This window comes from Variovorax paradoxus, assembly GCF_902712855.1.
Taxonomy (GTDB): Bacteria; Pseudomonadota; Gammaproteobacteria; order Burkholderiales; family Burkholderiaceae_C; genus Variovorax; species Variovorax paradoxus_Q.
In genome coordinates, this window is sequence record NZ_LR743507.1 from 3,233,568 (window position 1) to 3,251,465 (window position 17,898).

General features: G+C 68.3%; 11 protein-coding genes. 2 read left to right on the top strand and 9 right to left on the bottom strand.

What is annotated here, in order from left to right:
* Nucleotides 1-5: 5 nt before the first annotated feature.
* The 9 genes from bcsB to map all read right to left on the bottom strand — a co-directional run bounded on the left by bcsB (nt 6) and on the right by map (nt 13,317).
* Nucleotides 6-2,453, bottom strand: coding sequence for a cellulose biosynthesis cyclic di-GMP-binding regulatory protein BcsB (bcsB, locus tag AACL56_RS14820; RefSeq protein ID WP_339090563.1), 2,448 nt, complete (start codon nt 2,451-2,453; stop codon nt 6-8).
* Nucleotides 2,450-4,618: a UDP-forming cellulose synthase catalytic subunit gene (bcsA, locus tag AACL56_RS14825; protein WP_339090564.1), complete on the bottom strand. Its 2,169-nt coding sequence runs from the start codon at nt 4,616-4,618 to the stop codon at nt 2,450-2,452. The genes bcsB and bcsA overlap by 4 nt, the downstream gene beginning before the upstream one ends.
* Entirely contained in the window at nt 4,615-5,427 is an 813-nt protein-coding gene (gene bcsQ, locus AACL56_RS14830; protein ID WP_339090565.1) for a cellulose biosynthesis protein BcsQ, read from the bottom strand. The genes bcsA and bcsQ overlap by 4 nt, the downstream gene beginning before the upstream one ends.
* Nucleotides 5,428-5,429: 2 nt before the next feature.
* The gene (locus tag AACL56_RS14835) at nt 5,430-5,963 is read right to left on the bottom strand and encodes a hypothetical protein (protein WP_339090566.1); all 534 of its coding nucleotides are present in this window, start codon (nt 5,961-5,963) and stop codon (nt 5,430-5,432) included.
* On the bottom strand, nt 5,960-6,433 hold the full coding sequence (bcsD, locus tag AACL56_RS14840) for a cellulose biosynthesis protein BcsD (protein WP_339090567.1): 474 nt from the start codon (nt 6,431-6,433) through the stop codon (nt 5,960-5,962). The genes AACL56_RS14835 and bcsD overlap by 4 nt, the downstream gene beginning before the upstream one ends.
* A gap of 204 nt (nt 6,434-6,637) precedes the next feature.
* Nucleotides 6,638-8,725, bottom strand: a complete 2,088-nt coding sequence (locus tag AACL56_RS14845) for a sensor domain-containing diguanylate cyclase (RefSeq protein WP_339090568.1) — start codon at nt 8,723-8,725, stop codon at nt 6,638-6,640.
* Nucleotides 8,726-9,760: a sensor domain-containing diguanylate cyclase gene (locus tag AACL56_RS14850; RefSeq protein ID WP_339090569.1), complete on the bottom strand. Its 1,035-nt coding sequence runs from the start codon at nt 9,758-9,760 to the stop codon at nt 8,726-8,728. It lies immediately after the preceding gene.
* 103 nt (nt 9,761-9,863) lie between these two features.
* Complete coding sequence (locus tag AACL56_RS14855) at nt 9,864-12,470, bottom strand: [protein-PII] uridylyltransferase (protein WP_339090570.1); 2,607 nt, start codon at nt 12,468-12,470, stop codon at nt 9,864-9,866.
* A gap of 22 nt (nt 12,471-12,492) precedes the next feature.
* Nucleotides 12,493-13,317 carry a type I methionyl aminopeptidase gene (gene map / locus AACL56_RS14860; protein ID WP_339090571.1) on the bottom strand — a complete coding sequence of 275 codons (825 nt, stop codon included), beginning with the start codon at nt 13,315-13,317 and terminating at the stop codon, nt 12,493-12,495.
* Nucleotides 13,318-13,553: 236 nt separating this feature from the next.
* Between map and purL the strand changes: the two genes are divergently transcribed.
* Both purL and AACL56_RS14870 read left to right on the top strand, forming a co-directional pair.
* Nucleotides 13,554-17,531, top strand: coding sequence for a phosphoribosylformylglycinamidine synthase (purL, locus tag AACL56_RS14865; protein WP_339090572.1), 3,978 nt, complete (start codon nt 13,554-13,556; stop codon nt 17,529-17,531).
* Between the two features lie 7 nt (nt 17,532-17,538).
* Entirely contained in the window at nt 17,539-17,850 is a 312-nt protein-coding gene (locus tag AACL56_RS14870) for a hypothetical protein (protein WP_339090573.1), read from the top strand.
* Nucleotides 17,851-17,898: the final 48 nt, after the last annotated feature.

The following is a 17,898-nucleotide window of genomic DNA, read 5'->3' on the forward strand; positions in this document are numbered from 1 at the left end:
GTCCTTTACTTGCCCTTGGCCTTCACCGACAGGCGGCGGCGTGCACGCAGCTGCAGTCCGGCATACGAAACGGCCGCACCCAGCAGCGCCAGCACGATCACCAGTCCGGCCAGCATCAGCGGGCTGCGCGAGAGGTTCCACTGCACCCAGGCGATAGGGGGCAGGCGTCCGACATAGTACGTGTCGCCGCCCAGCACGCTGTTGACTTGTGTGTCACGCACGATCGTCATGCTGCCCTGCACGCTCTTGAGCAGGTCGGGCGTCATGAGCGCGTTGAGCAGCGCGTCTTTCGTGTCGGGGTTGGTGATGGCGGCGACCACGCTGCGGCCGCTGCGCAGCGGCGACTCGAAGCCGGCGAGCACCGCGTCCCGGCCGTCGTCGCTCACCGCGATCTGCATCGAGCCCGGAAGGTCCTGGCGCGTGCGCGCGCCGATCACGAAGTCGATCGCGTTGTCGATCCAGCTGTTGAGCTTGAGCTCGGGCGCGTTGCCGTTGCGCTTGAGCGGCATCTTGTCCGCCCACTGCGTGAACAGCGGCTGGCTCTGCAGGTTGCCGATGACCAGCAGGTCCTTGTCGGCGAACTGCGTGGCCTCGCCCGAGCGGCCCACCTTCACGCGCAGCGCGGGGTAGCCGGTGGAGCGGCCGATCTGGCCGAGCAGGCCCAGGAAGGTCTCGGTGTCGGCGTTGCTGGGCTGCTCCGGCAGGATCACGGCAGTGTCCGACAGGTCGGCCATGCGCGAGAACGGGAAGCCGCCGTTGGCGTAGGCCGCGAGCTCGGGCATCGCGATGTAGTGCGGGAAACCCGACACGTCGATCTTGGAGGTCGGGTCGATCGAGCCGCGCACGTTGTCCAGCTGCGGCACGCAGCGTCCGCCCACCGGCTCGAAGTAGTAGTGCAGGCGCAGCTGGCTGCGCGGGCCCATGGCCAGCGGCGGCAGGATCACTTCCTTGTGCTCGGCCAGCGTGCCGTCGGGCATCAGCTTGACGGCCAGCGGGTTCCACCACTTGTCGCCGGCCGGGTTGGCCGAGCGCAGGGGCAGGCCGCCCACGAAGTTGTCGTTGACGTTGACATTCAGCGTCGACTGGTCGGGCCGCACGCGCGGCGTGTAGCGGTATTGCAGGTCCAGCGGAATGCCGCGGCTGCGCCAGGTGAAGAGGTCGGGCGGCAGTTGCAGGTTGACGCGCACCACGTCGGGGTTGTAGCCCGTCACGGACAGGTCGGCGGCCGAGGTCAGCTCGCCGAGCTGGAGCGCGCGGTCGCTCGGCACCCAGCGCGGGGCGTCGTACGGCTTGCGGGCCGGCGGTTCCTGGAACGCGGTGACCGCCGCCGAGGCGCCGGAGAAAGCCTTGCTGTTGAGCGCGAGCGCGCCGGCTGCGGTGCGCAGGTCGGCCGGCGTGCGGCCCATCACCAGCAGCAGCTTGCCGGTCGGGTCGCGCGGGTTGTCGACCACGGCGAGGGCAGGGCCCTGGATGGCCGGCAGCGTGAGGCCCGGAACGACCGACTCGGGCGTGACGAACACCACCGCATGGCCCGAGGGCAGGTCGCCGCTGGACACCGGGAAGGTCGCGCCGCGGTAGTCGGCCATGGCGCCGAACCACGACGACACCACGCCTGCCGCCTCGAGCACGGGGCCCGATGCGGCGGCACCGAAGACGAAGGGAATGCGCGCGCGCCGCACGTCGCGGCGGTCGAAGAACGGCTGCGGCAACGCCGCCAGGTCGTTCGCGAGCTTCAGCGGCGCCACCGTCAGCTTCAGTGAGCTGGAGGCATCGATGCGCGCCCACAGGCTGGTGTGCGCAGGGTCTTCGCACTCGCGCGTGTAGTGGCCGATGAGCTCGACGTTGATGCGGTTGAACTCGGTGATCAGGCGCCGGTCGATCGGGATGTCGGCCGTCTGCGGGCGGCCCGCTTCGGCACGGTTCACCGGCAGCGTGGCCACCAGCACGTCGTTGACCGTGACCTTCAGGTGCGACAGCTCGGGAATCAGCGAGGGCGAGTAGGCGTAGTTCAGCTTGAACGAAGCGGCCGTGACCAGCTCGTCGGCACGCACGTTGAACGGAATGCCGACGGTGCCGCTGATGCCGCGCAGCTGCACCGCGTAGTCGATGCCCAGTTGCGTGAGGTTGAGCTCGCGCACCGCGCCGCCGGCACCGCCTGCGGCAGCCGATGCCGCCGCGGCTGCGGCCGGCGTCAGGGCGATCATCGGGGCGGTGGGTACGGCAGGCGTGGCGGGCGCTGCGGCGGGCGCGGCCACGGGGCCGACCGCCGGCTGGGCGCTGGTCGAAGGCGGCGGTGCCAGCGGACGCGGCTGGGCCGACGCACTACCGGCGGACATGGCGGCCATCGCCACCGCAAGCATCACGGCGCCGGTGGCGGCGCAAGGCAGGAGCGAGGGCGACGCCACGCGGGCAGGGGGCACGACGCGGCGGTGCGTGCGCAGGGTGGTCGTCACGTGGATTCCTTCGCTTTGACGGGACGCAGCCGCGAGGCGGCCGCACGGTAGTAATGGCTGAACATGTCTCGGAAGCCGGTGCCGCTGATGCTGATGATGTGGCCGAGCACGCGGTGGATCGGCACGCGCGGATGGTTGCCCCAGCGCGCCGCCCAGATGTCGGCGCGCGCGGTCGTGCATTGCACCAGTGCGCGCTCCTGCGCGAAGCTCATCGGCGCGAAGCGCAGGCCCATGCGCTTGCCGCTGCTGAAGCGCACGGTGGAGGCGAAGCGCGATTCCTGGTCGTTGCGGTACAGGGCCACCTCGACCGGCGTCTCGAGGTCGAGCTTCATGTCCTGTGGCAGTTCCACGCCCAGGCCGCCGCTGGAGAAGTCGAAGGTGTTGCAGCGCAGCGAGCGGCCGTCGGCGAAATACAGCGTGGCCGGCAGGCTCAGTTCGACGCGGTGCGAGCCGCGCAGCTGGCGCGATTCGTTGGCCGCCGCCACGCAGGCGCCCAGGATCATCAGGTTGTAGATGGTCCAGGCCAGGTTCAGCCAGACGGTCGCGATGTTCTGCGGGTCGACCCAGGTCAGGCGCCACACGCCCAGGCACACGCCCAGGAAATTGAGCGCCAGCAGCACCAAGCTTGCCTTGGCGATGGTGCTGTCGAAGTACTCCTGCTGGATCAGGCCGCCCTTGGCCGTCACGTTGAAGCTGCCGAGCTTGGGGTTGATGAGCGCCACCAGCGTCGGGCGGAAGATGTACCAGGCCAGCACCGCCTCGTAGACCTCGTTCCACAGCAGGTACCTGAAGCGGCCCTGGATGCGGCTGTTGGTCAGGTTGGCGTGCAGGATGTGCGGCAGCGCGAACGCGAAGATCATCGACGCCGACGCGTGGATCACGCTCGCGCCGAAATACAGGTAGGCCAGCGGCGCCGTCAGGTAGATGAGTCGCGGCAACCCATACAGGAAGTGAAGCATCGCGTTCACGTAGCACAGGCGCTGGGCCCAGTGCAGCCCGCGCCCGAACAGCGGGTTGTCGATGCGGAAGATCTGCGCCATGCCGCGCGCCCAGCGAATCCGCTGGCCCACGTGGCCGGAGAGACTTTCGGTGGCCAGGCCGGCGGCCTGCGGCAGCGCCAGGTAGGCGGTGCTGTAGCCGAGGCGGTGCATCTTGAGTGCGGTGTGGGCGTCCTCGGTCACGGTTTCGACCGCGATGCCGCCCACTTCTTCCACGATGGTCCGGCGCAGCACCGCGCAGGAGCCGCAGAAGAATGTGGCGTTCCAGAGGTCGTTGCCGTCCTGGATCAGCCCGTAAAACAGTTCGCCTTCGTTGGGCACCGTGCCGAAGGTGTCGAGGTTGCGCTCGAACGGGTCGGCCGAGAAGAAATAGTGAGGCAGCTGGACCATGCCCAGCTTGGGGTCGCGCCCGAACCAGCCCATGGCGATCTGCATGAACGAGCGCGTCGGGATGTGGTCGCAATCGAAGATCGCGACGAATTCGCCGGTGGTGTTCTTGAGCGCCGCGTTGATGTTGCCGGCCTTGGCGTGGCGGTTGTTGTCGCGGGTGACGTGCGTCACGCCGACCTCTTCGCAGAACACGCGGAACTCTTCGCGGCGGCCGTCGTCGAGCACGAAGATCTTGATCTTGTCGCGCGGCCAGTCGATCGACTGCGCGGCCAGCACGGTGGAGCGCACCACCGACAGCGCTTCGTTGTAGGTCGGGATGAACAGGTCGATGGTCGGCCACTCGGCCGGGTCTTCCGGCAGCGGCACCGGCTTGCGCTCCAGCGGCCAGGCGGTCTGGATATAGCCCAGCAGCAGCACCACGAAGGCATACAGCTCGGCCATCAGCAGGCCGATGCCCAGCACCAGGTCGACCGGGTTGTCCATGAACATGGTCTCGGTCACACGCCAGTACGTATAGCGCGACGACACGACGACCGACAGGAAGATCAGCACCAGGCTGGCGAAGCGCCCGCGAAAGCGGTTGGTGACCAGCGCGGCCAGGAAGATGCCCACCGACAGCACGATCTGCTGCTCGAAGGTCATGGGCGCGATGATCAGCGCGGGCAGCATCGTGAGCGCCACGACCCAGCCCAGGATGCGCACCGGCAGCAGCCGCAGGATCGCCGGAGCGGGTTTGGGTGCGGGCTGCTGCAACGGGGCGGACTGGGCGCTTTTCATCGGTTCGGTTCCATGGTCCGCAGGGAGGGGAAGGTGGCCGCCTGGCGGGCGGCGTCGATGCGTTCGAGCAGGCGTTCGGAGCAGGACGCGACGTCCTGCGTGGCCTGGCTCATCGGTGCGTAGCGGTGCACCGGCACGGCCGAGGCGAGCGCCTCGGGCACCGACTGGTCCAGGTGCAGCACGCCGAGCAGTTCGGGGCGCAGCTTCTGGCGCAGCATCTCGAAGACGTCGTGGTTGAGCCGCTTGCCCGGATCGACCTGGTTCACCACGTAGCCGGTGCCGAGGTAGTCGGGGCGCACGCGGGCGTACTTGTCGAGCATGCGCTCGACGATCGGCAGCGTGGCGAAGGAGCCGGCATCGGCCAGCACCGTGACCACGCTGAAATTGGCGGCGCGCAGCGCCTGCTGCAGGTAGACGGTGGGGCCGGGCGGTGTGTCGAGCACCACCAGCGTGCCGTCCGGCAGCCCGAAGCGCGCCAGCGTCTCGGCCAGCCAGCCGGGGTGGCGGGCCAGCTGCTGCTCGAACACGATCTGGCGCTCGTCGTCGACGTCGCCGAAGGGCAGCAGCATCACGCCGCCGTGCGCCTGGCGGATCGCGCGCGCCCACGGCATCAGCCCGGTCGCGGCCTCGACCAGGCCGCTGTCGCAGGCCTGCGGCTCGTTGGCGATGTGAAAGCGCAGCGCATTCTGCGGATCGAGGTCGATCGCCAGCACCTGCCGGCCGCGCTGGGCCAGCGCGGTGCAGAGATTGGCGGCGATCGTTGTCTTGCCTACACCGCCCTTGGCGGAAATGACGGGGATGACGACCATCGTCACGTCGGCCTTCGCCAGCGCGACATCGGCCCCGGTGCCGCGGCCGGCTTGTGCGGCGAAGCCAGGCGCTCGAACAACTGCTCGAGCGGGGTCGGCGGGACGGCGGCGCTGTCGGAGGACGCCGGTGCACCGAGGGGCACCGCCGGCGCGAGCACCGGTGCGGGGGGCGGTGCGAATACGGGCGCCGGCGCGAACGCGGCGGGGGCCGGAGCACGCAACACCGGGTCGATGCGCGCTTGCGGCGCGGCAGCGGGCGTGAAGAACGGCGCAGGAGCCGGAGCCGGTGCCGGAGCGTAAACAGGCGCGGGCGGCGGGGCAGGCGCAAAGACGGGGGCCGGCGCGGGCGCAGGCGGCGGCGCCTGCACCGGGGCCACCGGCGGATGAGCGATCTTTTCGCCCGACAGCAGCGGCCACACGCGCGGCACCTCGGCATCGGCCTCGGGCGGTGCGAATTCCCTGTAGCCATGGGCGTCGCCGCCGAACTTGCCGAACAGGCCGGCGATGTCCTCGGGCGTGTGTTCGTCGGCACTCATGCGTCGACCCTCGCCAGCCGCAGGTCGATGCGCGGACCGGCTTGGACATCGGGTTGCAGTGCCTGCACGCGCAGCCTGGGCGGCATGCGCTGCGCGTCGAACCAGGCTTGGTAGACACCTTCGAAGAAGCCGATGCTCCAGTTCGTGGTTTCAGGCCCGAAGGCCACGGCGATCGGGCTGCAGGCGTGGGTGATGGCGACGCCGTCGGCGTCTTCGTTCAGAACGGTGAAGCCCCAGTCGATGCCGTCCCAGCGGGCATTGAACTGGTCCTGCAGGTCGCCGAGCGTCTGGCAGGGCGGGATCGGAAGGGCATGCGCGACACGCTGGCCGATGCGGAAGAACAGCTGCTTCAGGTCCTCAGGCGGCAATCCGGCACTCAACTCTGCAGCCATGCCGCGGTTGAATTCCAGCCATTGCGCACTGCAGGAATTTCTCTCGTAGTACTGAATAAACGTCGCGCCTGTGTCCATGTCGAACGATTCTCTTGGATGGATTACCTATTGACAACAAATGTGAACTAAATGGCGCACTTTTGGATTACCGACTGTCTGAATTCGGGGACGGAACGACCTTATTCCCGCGCTTTTTGTGACGAATTACACAACCGGATTCTCATCCGGATTACCCCTCCATACGGCGTCGATTTGCCGCCGGATTCGTTTTCTTGAAGCGACTCAGTCTTCGGTGAGGTCCGGCGCAGCGGCCACGCCGGATGTCGGCGAGGTGCTGCCCGGACGCACGACCGACGGCGCCCGGGGCTCCCTCGGCGCAAGGCCGGCGCGTACCGTGCCGCGGCCTGCCGCCTTGGCGGCATAGCAGGCCGCGTCGGCGGCCGAGATCCAGTCGTCGACCGTGCCGATCTCGGGCGTCAGGCTGGCTACGCCGATGCTGGCGCCGACATGCAGGCTGCCGGACAGCCATGGCAGCGCGATGGCCGAGATCGACGCCACGATGTCCTCGGCCACGCGCACGGCCGCCTCGTGCGAGCACTGCTCGAGCAGCAGCGCGAATTCGTCGCCGCCGATGCGCGCGGCGAGGTCGCCCGACCGCACCCGCGACATGATGGCCGCCGCTGCGGCGCGCAGCATCGCGTCGCCCGAGAGATGGCCGCCGGTGTCGTTCACTTCCTTGAAGTGATCCAGGTCGATGAACACCATGGCCGCCGGCAGCGACGCCGGCCGGGCGTCGATCAGACGCTGCGCCTGCTGGTCAAAGCGCAGGCGATTGGCCAGTCCGGTCAGGCCGTCGTGCGCTGCCGACCATTCGAGCGCCTTGCGCGCGTTGCGCTGTTCCTCGATGTTGAGAATCGTCCAGATCGAGCCGAAATCGGTGTGCTCCGGATCGACCGGCCGGCTGCGCAGCCGGGCCCAGAACCGGCTGCCGTCGCCACGCTGCATGCGGGCTTCGCCGACGTACGAGTTGCTGCGGGCAAAGGCCTCCTTCTCGAGCGCGGCCAGCGCCGGCTGGTCGTCTTCGGGGGGCACGACGATCAGGTCGACCGGCTGGCCCAGCAGCTCCTTGTCCTCGTAGGAGAGCAGGCGGCACAGCTCGTCGCTCACCAGCTCGAAGCGGCCGTTGCGGATGAAGGCGATGCCGATCGGCGCGGCGCGCATCACCGAGCGCAGCTTGCTGATGATCTCGCTGTTCAGCCGCTCGAGTTCGGCGCGCTGGATGCCCACGTCGCGCAGCACCTTGCCGAGGTGGCCGATCTCGCCGTCGGCCTTGGGCCAGCCGTCCTCCGGGCGCATGGCACCGTCGAACATGTGGTGCGCGCGGCGCTCCAGCAGCATCAGCGGCTGCAGCAGCCACCACAGGGTGAGGAACATGCCGGCAGACACCAGCGCGACCAGGCTCGCGGCCCAGGCCATCGCCTGTTCGCGGGCCGCCTTCACGGGGGCCAGCACCTCGGTCTCGGAGCGCGCGCGCCACACCAGCCAGTCGGGTCCGGGCACGCCGGCCACGCTGGTGATCTCGCGTGGCTGCGCCAGGGGCAGCCCCAGAGGCTCGATCGGGCTGCCAGCGGCCTGCCACGACTTGAAAGCCTGCGCCAGCCGCGGCTCGTCCGTGATCGACTGCATCAGCCGCTTGCGATCGGGATGCGCCAGCACCCGGCCCTGGCTGTCCGTGACGACGACGAGCGCGCCCGCGTCGGTTTCCTGCGCATCGGCCAGGCCGTCGAGCAGGTCGCGGCTGGACAGGCGCAGCGTGCCGGCGACCAGTGCGAAGACGCCCCCGGCGTTGCGCGCCGGCTGCGCGAAGGCAATGATCGGGTCGCCGGTGAGCGAGCCGCGCAATGGTTCCGAGACCAGCGGCCGGCCCTCGGTCAACATCCGGCCGAAGTAGCCGCGCTCGCGGATGTTCAGCGAAGGGCGGTACACCCCGTTCTCGTCGACCATCACATGGACGTCGCCGTCCGGCGTGGCCACGTAGACATTGGCGAAGAAATTGCGCAGGACCGGCTTGGTGCGCATGAATTCCTTCAGCTGCGCGTCGTCGTGCAGGGTCGGCTCGTCGAGGATCTCGGCCACCGACTGCAGCACGCGCTGCAACTGCACCACGTTGTGGCCCAGCAGGCTTGCGGTGCGCACCGCCTCGCTCATCTCGCGCTGGCGCTGGCCCTGCAGCAGGTCGTGCTCGGTGCGTCCCACGAGGATGGTGGTGATCACGCCGATGCCGAGCACCAGCGCCATGATCCCTCCCATCGTGATGCGCGCCTTGAGCGAGCCCAGGGCGTTCTCGAGGCGTGCCAGCCGGTTGTTCATTCAGGTGGACGACGTTTCCCTGTCATTGGCGACGGCGCGGCGGCTGCGCTTGACGACATACATCGCATCGTCGGCAAGCCGCAGCGCCTCCTCGGCCGAAGTGGTGCGTGGATCGACCGCCACCACGCCCACGCTGGCGCCGCCGTATTCGAAGGCCGTGCGGTTGAGCCGCAGCTCCCCGATGGTGCTTTCGCCCAGGCGGTCGGCCAGGGCCCGTGCCGCGGTGCGCGGCGATTCGTCGAATGCCGGACCTGCGCCGACCACCACGAATTCGTCGCCGCCGAAGCGCGCCAGCATGTCGGCGGAGCGCAGTGATGCAGAGAGCCGACCGGCCATGGCCGACAGGAACTCGTCGCCGATGTCGTGGCCATGGGTGTCGTTGATCTTCTTGAAGCCGTCCATGTCGATGAAGCCGACCAGCACGCTGCGGCCGTCGCGCTCGCCCTGGGCCAGCAGGCGGCGCAGGTTCTCGATGAGCGTGCGGCGGTTCGGCAGGCCGGTGAGCGCGTCGGTCGCGGCAACGGCGGCCAGCTCGGCGTGGGCCTTTTCGAGCTTCATGAAAAGCAGTTCGCGCTCGACCTGCTGGCCGATCAGCCGCGCGAACAGCTGGAGCACCGGCTCCGCATGAGGGGCAAGCGGCTGCTGCGTCGCACTGGCGGCACACAGGGTGCCGAACAGGCCGCTGCCCTCGGTCCTGACCGGGGTGCTCACATAAGTCTGGATGCCGAGCTGGCGGGCGGCATCGGAGTCGCCCCAGCAACCGGCCACGTCGGCGGTGTAGGTGCGGCCTTCTTCCATGGCGCGCTTGCACAGGGTGTCGGCCCACGGCACCGAGAGGCCCTCGGGAATGGTCAGCTGCCGCACGTTGCGGGCGAAGAGAATGTGCTGCTCCCCCTTGTCGAGGTCGATGGTGGTGAGGTAGGTCGACTCCAGCCCGGTCACGGTCTCGAGCATTTCGAGCATCGGCCGTGCGAGGTCTTCGAGTGTCTTGGCGGAAGACACCGAGTCGGAAAGTTGTTCGATCAAAGATTCCATGACCGACATTTTGACGGTGATGGACCGTTCGCACCGGCTTTCGCTTCGCCGGAGTCCGCATGACCTGTTGTGCTGCTCGGGAATCTGCGGGTTGACCGGACGGTCAGGACGCAAGCGCTTCCATCAGTTCGGTCTCGATCGCGAGCTGCGTCTTCTGGCCCTGTAGCTCGGGGCCGCTGATCAGGAAGGTGTCTTCGACCCGCTCGCCCAGCGTCGTGACCTTGGCGAGCTGCAGGTTCAAGTGATGGCGTGCCAGCACCCGGGCCACCGAATACAGCAGGCCGGCGCGGTCGCTCGCCGAGATATTGAGCAGCCAGCGCTGTGCCTTGTCGTCTGGAAGCAGGCTGATGCGCGGCTTGATCGGAAAGCTGCGCACCCGGCGCGAGACCCGGCCCATGCTGGGCGAGGGCAGGGCGCCGGCCTCGGTGAGTGTCTGCGCCAGGCCCTGCTCGACCATGCTGATCAGGTCGCGGTAGTGGTCCGGCAGGAAAGTCGTCACCACCTGGAAGGTGTCGAGCGCGTAGCCGTTGCTCGTGGTGTGCACCTTGGCGTCCAGGATGCTGAAGGACGCCTGGTCGAAATATCCGCAGATGCGCGCGAACAGGTCGGGCTGGTCGGGCGTGTACACCACCACCTGCAGGCCTTCGCCCACTGGCGACAGGTGCGCACGCACGATGGGTGGCGCCTTCGGATCGACCTGCACGTTCTTCGGCGGCACGAACCGCGAGAGCTGCTTGGCGTGCCAGGCGATCTCGGTGGCGTCGTGGCGCATGAAGTAGCCCACGTCGAGCGTGTCCCACAGCGCCTTGTGCGCCTCGAAGCGCTGGGCGTGCAGCGCGAGCTGCACCAGCGCCTCGCGCTTGCGTGCCTCGACTTCGGCATCCGGGTCGGGCATGCGGCCGCCCAGCGCGCGCAGCGTGTAGCGGTAGAGGTCTTCGAGCAGCTTGCCTTTCCAGGCGTTCCACACGCGCGGCGAGGTGCCCCGGATGTCGGCGATCGTCAGCAGGTACAGCGCCGTCAGGTAGCGCTCGTTGCCCACGCGCTTGGCGAACGCGCCGATGACCTCGGGGTCGCTCAGGTCCTGCTTCTGGGCGACCTGGCTCATCACGAGGTGCTCGGCCACAAGGAATTCGATGAGCCTGGCGTCCTCGCGGGCGATGCCGTGCTGCTTGCAGAAGCGCTGCACATCGCGCGCGCCCAGCGTGGAATGGTCGCCGCCGCGGCCCTTGGCGATGTCGTGGAAGAGCGCGGCCACATACAGGATCCAGGGCTTGTCCCAGCCGGCGGCGAGCTGCGAGCAGAACGGGTACTCGTGCGCATGCTCGGCGATGAAGAAGCGCCGCACGTTGCGCAGCACCATCAGGATGTGCTGGTCGACCGTGTAGACATGGAACAGGTCGTGCTGCATCTGCCCCACGATGCTGCGGAACACGCGCAGGTAGCGTCCGAGCACCGAGGTCTGGTTCATCAGCCGGAAAGCGTGCGTGATGCCGTAGGGCTGCAGCAGGATCCGCATGAAGGTCTCATGGTTGGCCGGATCGTTGCGGAACTTGCTGTCCATGACGTGGCGCGCGTTGTAGAGCGCCCGCAGGGTGCGCGCCGACAGGCCCTTCACGCCGATGGTCTTCTGGTACAGCAGGAAGGTCTCGAGCACCGCATGCGGCTCGCGCTCGTAGAGGTCGTCGCTGGCGATCTCGATCAGGCCGGCGCGCTCGTAGAAGCGCTCGTTGATCGGCGTGTGCTGCTCGTCGCTGGGCTGCAGCCGCTCGGAAATGTTCAGCAGCAGGATCTGGTTGAGCTGCGACACCGCCTTGGCGGCCCAGTAGTAGCGGCGCATGAGCGCCTCGCTCGACTTGCGCTGCGATTCGCCCTCGTAGCCGAAGCTCGCGGCTACCGCGGTCTGCAGGTCGAACACCAGCCGGTCTTCGCGGCGGTTGGCGATCACGTGCAGACGGGCGCGGATGAGCGAGAGCAGGGCCTCGTTGCGCTTGATCTGCTGGGCCTCGAAGGAGGTTGCCAGGCCATTCTTGGCGAGGTCGTCCCAGCGGCTGCCGAAGCCGGCGGCCTTGGTCATCCAGAGGATGGTCTGCAGGTCGCGCAGGCCGCCCGGCGATTCCTTGCAGTTGGGTTCCAGCGCGTAGGGGGTGTTGTCGAACTTCTGGTGGCGATGCCGCATCTCCTGTGACTTGGCCACGAAGAACGCCTGCGGATCGATGGCACGGGCGAAGCGGCGGCGAAAGGCGGTGAAAAGCTTCTTGTCGCCGGTGATCAGCCGCGCCTCGAGCAGCGAGGTCTGGACGGTGACGTCCTTTTCGGCTTCGGCCAGGCACTCCTCGAGCGTACGGACACTGGAGCCGATTTCGAGGCCCGCATCCCAGCAGTGGCCGATGAAGGCCTCGATGCGGGCTGGCTCGATGGCGTTCTCATGGCCTTCGGGCGGCAGCAGCAGCAGCACGTCGACGTCCGAATACGGAAACAGTTCCCCGCGCCCGTAGCCGCCCACGGCGACCAGCGAAAGCGCGTCGCCGAAGCCGGCGTCCTGCCACAGGGAGGCAAGCGTCTCGTCGGCCAGTGCCGAGAGCTGACGCAGCACGGTGTGCACGCTGCGCGTCGGTGCGCGTGCAAAGCGCAGGGTGTCGAAAAGGGCGAGCTTCCTGGCGCGATAGGCTTCGCGCAGCGTCGCCACGTCGATCTTGGCTGCTTCGATCACGTGCGGGGAACGCGCGGGCGCGTCAGGTCTTGGTGGAGGTGACGAAGGAGGGCAGCGGCGGGCTGCCTTCGGACAGGGTCAGCACTTCGTAGCCGGTCTCGGTGACCAGCACGGTGTGTTCCCACTGGGCCGACAGCGAATGGTCGCGCGTGACGATGGTCCAGCCGTCGTACTGGCCGCCCTTGAAGTCTTCCTTCACGTCGCGCTTGCCGGCATTGATCATCGGCTCGATGGTGAAGATCATGCCGGGCTTGAGCTCTTCCATCGTGCCCGGGCGGCCGTAGTGCAGGACCTGGGGTTCCTCGTGGAAGCGCTGGCCCACGCCGTGGCCGCAGAACTCGCGCACCACCGAGAAGCCCTGGCCTTCGGCGAACTTCTGGATCGCATGGCCCACGTCGCCCAGGTGGCCGCCGGGGCGCACCTGCATGATGCCGTGCCACATGGCCTCGAAGGTGAGGTTGCACAGGCGCTTGGCGGCGATGGAGGCGTCGCCGATCACGTACATGCGGCTGTTGTCGCCGAACCAGCCGTCCTTGATGACGGTCACGTCGACGTTCATGATGTCGCCCTTCTTCAGGGGCTTGTCATTGGGAATGCCGTGGCAGACCACGTGGTTGACCGAGGTGCAGAGCGATTTGGGGAAGGGGACGCTGCTCGCGCCCATGTAGCCCAACGTGGCGGAGGTGGTGCCCTGCTTGACCATGTATTCGGCGGCGAGCCGGTCGACGTCGTTGGTCGTGATGCCGGGCTTGATGAGGGGCGTGAGGTAATCCAGCACCTCGGAGGCAAGGCGGCAGGCGACCCGCATGGCTTCGATGCCCGCAGCGTCTTTGTAGTTAATGCTCATGCCGGAATTATCCCATCCAGCAGGTGAACCTGCCCCCGACGCGGGCCACTTCGTGTCCCCGCTGCCCTCCAATGAGGTGGCCAGCGCAGGGCGGCCCGGGGTTGGCCTAAAATTGCGGGTTAACGCGGATGGCCCCAGTCAGCGGCCATCCGCCTCGATTCCTTGATTTCCAACGCGCCCCCGAGGCCCCACCGACCGTGACGCAGCCCGCACCTCAAGCCCTTCCTGTCGTAACCATGTTCGAGGGCGGCAGCGCACTCAGCGATTTCCGCGCACGCCAGCTTCTGCCGAAGCTGCAGGCCATCGAGCCGCGCATCGAGGGCATTTCGGCCCGCTTCGTCCACCTCGTGGTGACCGAGGCCGCCCTCGGCACCGCCGAGCGCGAGCGCTTCGCGGCACTGCTGACCTATGGCGAGCCCTTCGAGTCGCCGGCCAGATCGACCACCTCGGTGGTCGTGACACCCCGCCTGGGCACCGTGTCGCCCTGGGCCTCCAAGGCCACCGACATCGCCCACAACTGCGGCCTGGCGCTGCGCCGGGTCGAACGCGTCACCCAGTACCACCTGAAACTCAAGGCCCCGCTGATCGGCAAGGCGCCCGTGCTCGAGGGCGACCAGTTGGCCGCCGCGGCCGGCCCGCTGCATGACCGCATGACCGAATCGGTGCTGGCCACCGTCGAGCAGGCGGCCAGCCTGTTCAGCGAACTGCCGGCCCAGCCCATGGCGCAGGTCGATGTGCAGGCCGGCGGCCGCGCCGCGCTGGTCGCGGCCAACACCGGCTTCGGCCTGGCGCTGGCCGAGGACGAGATCGACTACCTCGTCGATGCCTTCACCCGCCTGGGCCGCAATCCCAGCGACGTCGAACTGATGATGTTCGCGCAGGCCAACAGCGAGCACTGCCGCCACAAGATCTTCAACGCCCAGTTCACCATCGACGGCAAGGCCCAGCCCCAGAGCCTCTTCTCGATGATCCGGCACACCGAGAAGCAGAACCCGCAGCACACCGTCATCGCCTATGCGGACAACGCCTCGGTGATGGAGGGCGCGACCATCGAACGGTTCATTCCGGCCGCGGGTTCTCAGAGCTATCAGAAAGACAGCGCGCTGAGCCACGTGCTGATGAAGGTCGAGACGCACAACCATCCGACCGCGATTTCCCCGTTCCCGGGCGCCTCCACCGGCGCGGGCGGCGAGATCCGCGACGAGGGCGCCACCGGCCGCGGCTCCAGGCCCAAGGCCGGCCTGACCGGCTTCACAGTGTCGAAGCTGTGGCCTGAAGATGGTCACTACGGCAAGCCCGAGCACATCGCCAGCCCGCTGCAGATCATGACCGAGGGTCCGCTGGGCGGCGCAGCGTTCAACAACGAATTCGGCCGGCCCAACCTGCTGGGCTACTTCCGAGAGTACGAGCAGGCGGTGGCGAGCGACCTCGACACCGTGCAGCGCGGCTACCACAAGCCGATCATGATCGCGGGCGGCCTTGGCAGCATCGACGCCACGCAGACCAAGAAGATCCAGTTCCCGGCCGGCTCGCTGCTGATCCAGCTCGGCGGCCCCGGCATGCGCATCGGCATGGGCGGCAGCGCCGCCAGCTCGATGGCGACCGGCGCCAACGCGGCCGAACTCGACTTCGACTCGGTGCAGCGCGGCAACCCCGAGATCGAGCGCCGGGCGCAGGAGGTCATCAACCACTGCTGGCAGCAGGGCGCGGCCAACCCGATCCTGGCGATCCACGACGTGGGCGCCGGCGGCCTGAGCAACGCGTTTCCGGAGCTGACCAACGACGCCGGACGCGGCGCGCGCTTCGACCTGCGCGCCGTGCCGCTCGAAGAGTCGGGCATGGCGCCCAAGGAGATCTGGTGCAACGAGAGCCAGGAGCGCTATGTGCTGGCCATTGCGCCGGAGTCGCTCGAGCAGTTCAAGGCCTTCTGCGAGCGCGAGCGCTGCCCGTTCTCGGTGGTGGGCGTCGCGACCGAGGAGCGCCAGCTGCTGGTGGCAGACGAAGGCGCCAACGTGCAGCCCGTCGACATGCCGATGGACGTGCTGCTCGGCAAGCCGCCCAAGATGCACCGCGACGTGAAGAGCTTGACACGCGTCTTCAAGCCGCTCGACCTCACGGGCGTCGACCTGCAGAAGGCCGCCATCGACGTGCTGTCGCACCCGACCGTGGCCTCCAAGCGCTTCCTCATCACCATCGGCGACCGCACCGTGGGGGGCATGAGCCACCGCGACCAGATGGTCGGCCCGTGGCAGGTGCCCGTGGCCGATTGCGCCGTGACGCTCGCCGACTACAAGGGCTTTGCCGGCGAAGCCATGAGCATGGGCGAGCGCACGCCGCTGGCCGCGCTCGACGCGCCGGCCTCGGGCCGCATGGCCGTGGCCGAGGCGATCACGAACCTGCTGGCCGCGCCGATCGAGCTTTCACGCGTGAAGCTGTCGGCCAACTGGATGGCCGCCTGCGGCGAGCCCGGCGAGGACGCTGCGCTGTACGAGACGGTGAAGGCCGTGGGCCTGGAGCTGTGCCCGGCACTGGGCGTATCGATTCCGGTCGGCAAGGATTCGCTGTCCATGCGCACCCAATGGAAAGACGGCGCTGAAGCCAAGCGGGTCACCTCGCCCGTGAGCCTGATCGTGACCGCCTTCGCCTCGCTGGCCGACGTGCGCGGCACGCTCACGCCGCAACTCGACGCCGAAGAAGCCGACACCACGCTGGTGCTCGTCGACCTGGGCCAGGGCAAGCACCGCATGGCAGGCAGCATCCTGTCGCAGACGCTCAACCAGAGCGGCGACACGGTCCCCGACCTGGACGACCCGGCGCAGCTCGTGGCCCTGGTCAATGCCGTGAACGCGCTGCGCGCCGACGGCAAGATCCTGGCCATGCACGACCGCAGCGACGGCGGGCTGTTCGCCACCGCGTGCGAAATGGCGTTTGCCGGCCACGTGGGCGTGGCGCTGAACGTCGACATGCTCGTGACGGAAGGCGACGGCATTTCCGACAGCCGCATGGAGACCGGCGACGCCAAGAACTGGGCGCAGCAGGTCAGCGCGCGTCGCGAAGAACTCACGCTCAAGGCGCTGTTCAACGAAGAACTCGGCATGGTGCTGCAGGTGCGCACCGCCGAGCGCAACGACGTCATGCAGGTGCTGCGTGCCCACGGCCTCAGCACGCACAGCCACTTCGTCGGCAAGACGCGCCCCGCCAGCTCCGCCATGGATGCGGGCAAGGGCAAGGTCGAAATCTGGCGCGATGCCAAGTCGGTGTTCAGCGCCAGCCTGCACGACCTGCACCAGGTGTGGGATTCGGTCAGCTGGAAGATCGCCCGCGAGCGCGACAACCCGGCCTGCGCCGACGCCGAGCACGCCGCAGCGGGCGTGCCGAACGACCCGGGCATGCACGTGTTCCTGCCGAACGCGCAACAGTCCGTGGCTCTGGCACCGGCCATCCTGCAGTCGCGCCCCAAGGTCGCGATCCTGCGCGAGCAGGGCGTCAACTCGCACGTCGAGATGGCCTACGCCTTCACCGAAGCGGGCTTCGAGGCCTTCGACGTGCACATGACCGACCTGCAGTCGGGCAGGGCGGACCTCGCCGATTTCAAGGGCGTGGTGGCCTGCGGTGGCTTCAGCTATGGCGATACGCTGGGCGCCGGCATCGGCTGGGCGCGCAGCATCACCTTCAACCCGAAGCTGGCCGAGCAGTTCAAGACCTTCTTCGGCCGCGCCGACACCTTCGGGCTGGGCGTGTGCAACGGCTGCCAGATGTTCGCCGAACTGGCCGACATCATTCCGGGCGCCGAAGCCTGGCCGCGATTCACCACCAACCAGAGCGAGCGCTTCGAGGCGCGGCTGTCGATGGTCGAGGTGCTGGAGTCGCCCAGCATCTTCTTCGCGGGCATGGCCGGCAGCCGCCTGCCGATCGCCGTGGCGCACGGCGAGGGCTACGCCAACTTCAAGCATCGTGGCGACGCGGCCAAGGCCATCGGCGCGATGCGCTTCGTCGACAACCACGGCCAGCCGACCGAGCAGTACCCGTTCAACCCGAACGGCAGCGCCGGCGGCCTGACCTCGGTGACCACGCCGGACGGTCGCTTCACCGCGGTCATGCCGCACCCGGAGCGCGTGTTCCGCAACATCCAGATGAGCTGGACCTCGGGCGACCGCAGCGAACTCAGCCCCTGGATGCAGATCTGGCGCAACGCGCGCAAGTGGGTGGGCTGACCGGCCGATGCTCGATCTCGATCACCCGCAAAGCCGGCATGTGCTGGAAGCGGCGCGGATCGAGGACCTGATCCGCAAGCAGCTGCTCACGTGGCGCGCCGACGAGGCACTGGCCTCGTCGGCGCGCATTGAGATCCTGCAGGTGCTGCTGCCGCAGCTCGAAGCGCTCAACGCGGCGCACTTCGGAGCATCGCGCAGGATCCACGGCACGCTCGACGCATTGGGCAAAGCCGTGCAGGGCATCGATGCCGACAAGGCGTGGCAGGTCTTCGGAGCCTTCGACGGGCCAGGAGACAACTTCGGTACCTGGGCCATCTGAAGCAGGCGACCGGCCGGCCATGAAAAAAGCGACCCGAAGGTCGCTTTT

Bases quoted from the DNA above. Each gene is read 5' to 3' on its own strand.
- bcsA (WP_339090564.1), bottom strand. From the start codon at position 4,618: ATGAAAAGCGCCCAGTCCGCCCCGTTGCAGCAGCCCGCACCCAAACCC.
- bcsQ (WP_339090565.1), bottom strand. From the start codon at position 5,427: ATGGTCGTCATCCCCGTCATTTCCGCCAAGGGCGGTGTAGGCAAGACA.
- AACL56_RS14835 (WP_339090566.1), bottom strand. From the start codon at position 5,963: ATGAGTGCCGACGAACACACGCCCGAGGACATCGCCGGCCTGTTCGGC.
- bcsD (WP_339090567.1), bottom strand. From the start codon at position 6,433: ATGGACACAGGCGCGACGTTTATTCAGTACTACGAGAGAAATTCCTGC.
- AACL56_RS14845 (WP_339090568.1), bottom strand. From the start codon at position 8,725: ATGAACAACCGGCTGGCACGCCTCGAGAACGCCCTGGGCTCGCTCAAG.
- AACL56_RS14850 (WP_339090569.1), bottom strand. From the start codon at position 9,760: ATGGAATCTTTGATCGAACAACTTTCCGACTCGGTGTCTTCCGCCAAG.
- map (WP_339090571.1), bottom strand. From the start codon at position 13,317: ATGAGCATTAACTACAAAGACGCTGCGGGCATCGAAGCCATGCGGGTC.
- purL (WP_339090572.1), top strand. From the start codon at position 13,554: ATGTTCGAGGGCGGCAGCGCACTCAGCGATTTCCGCGCACGCCAGCTT.
- AACL56_RS14870 (WP_339090573.1), top strand. From the start codon at position 17,539: ATGCTCGATCTCGATCACCCGCAAAGCCGGCATGTGCTGGAAGCGGCG.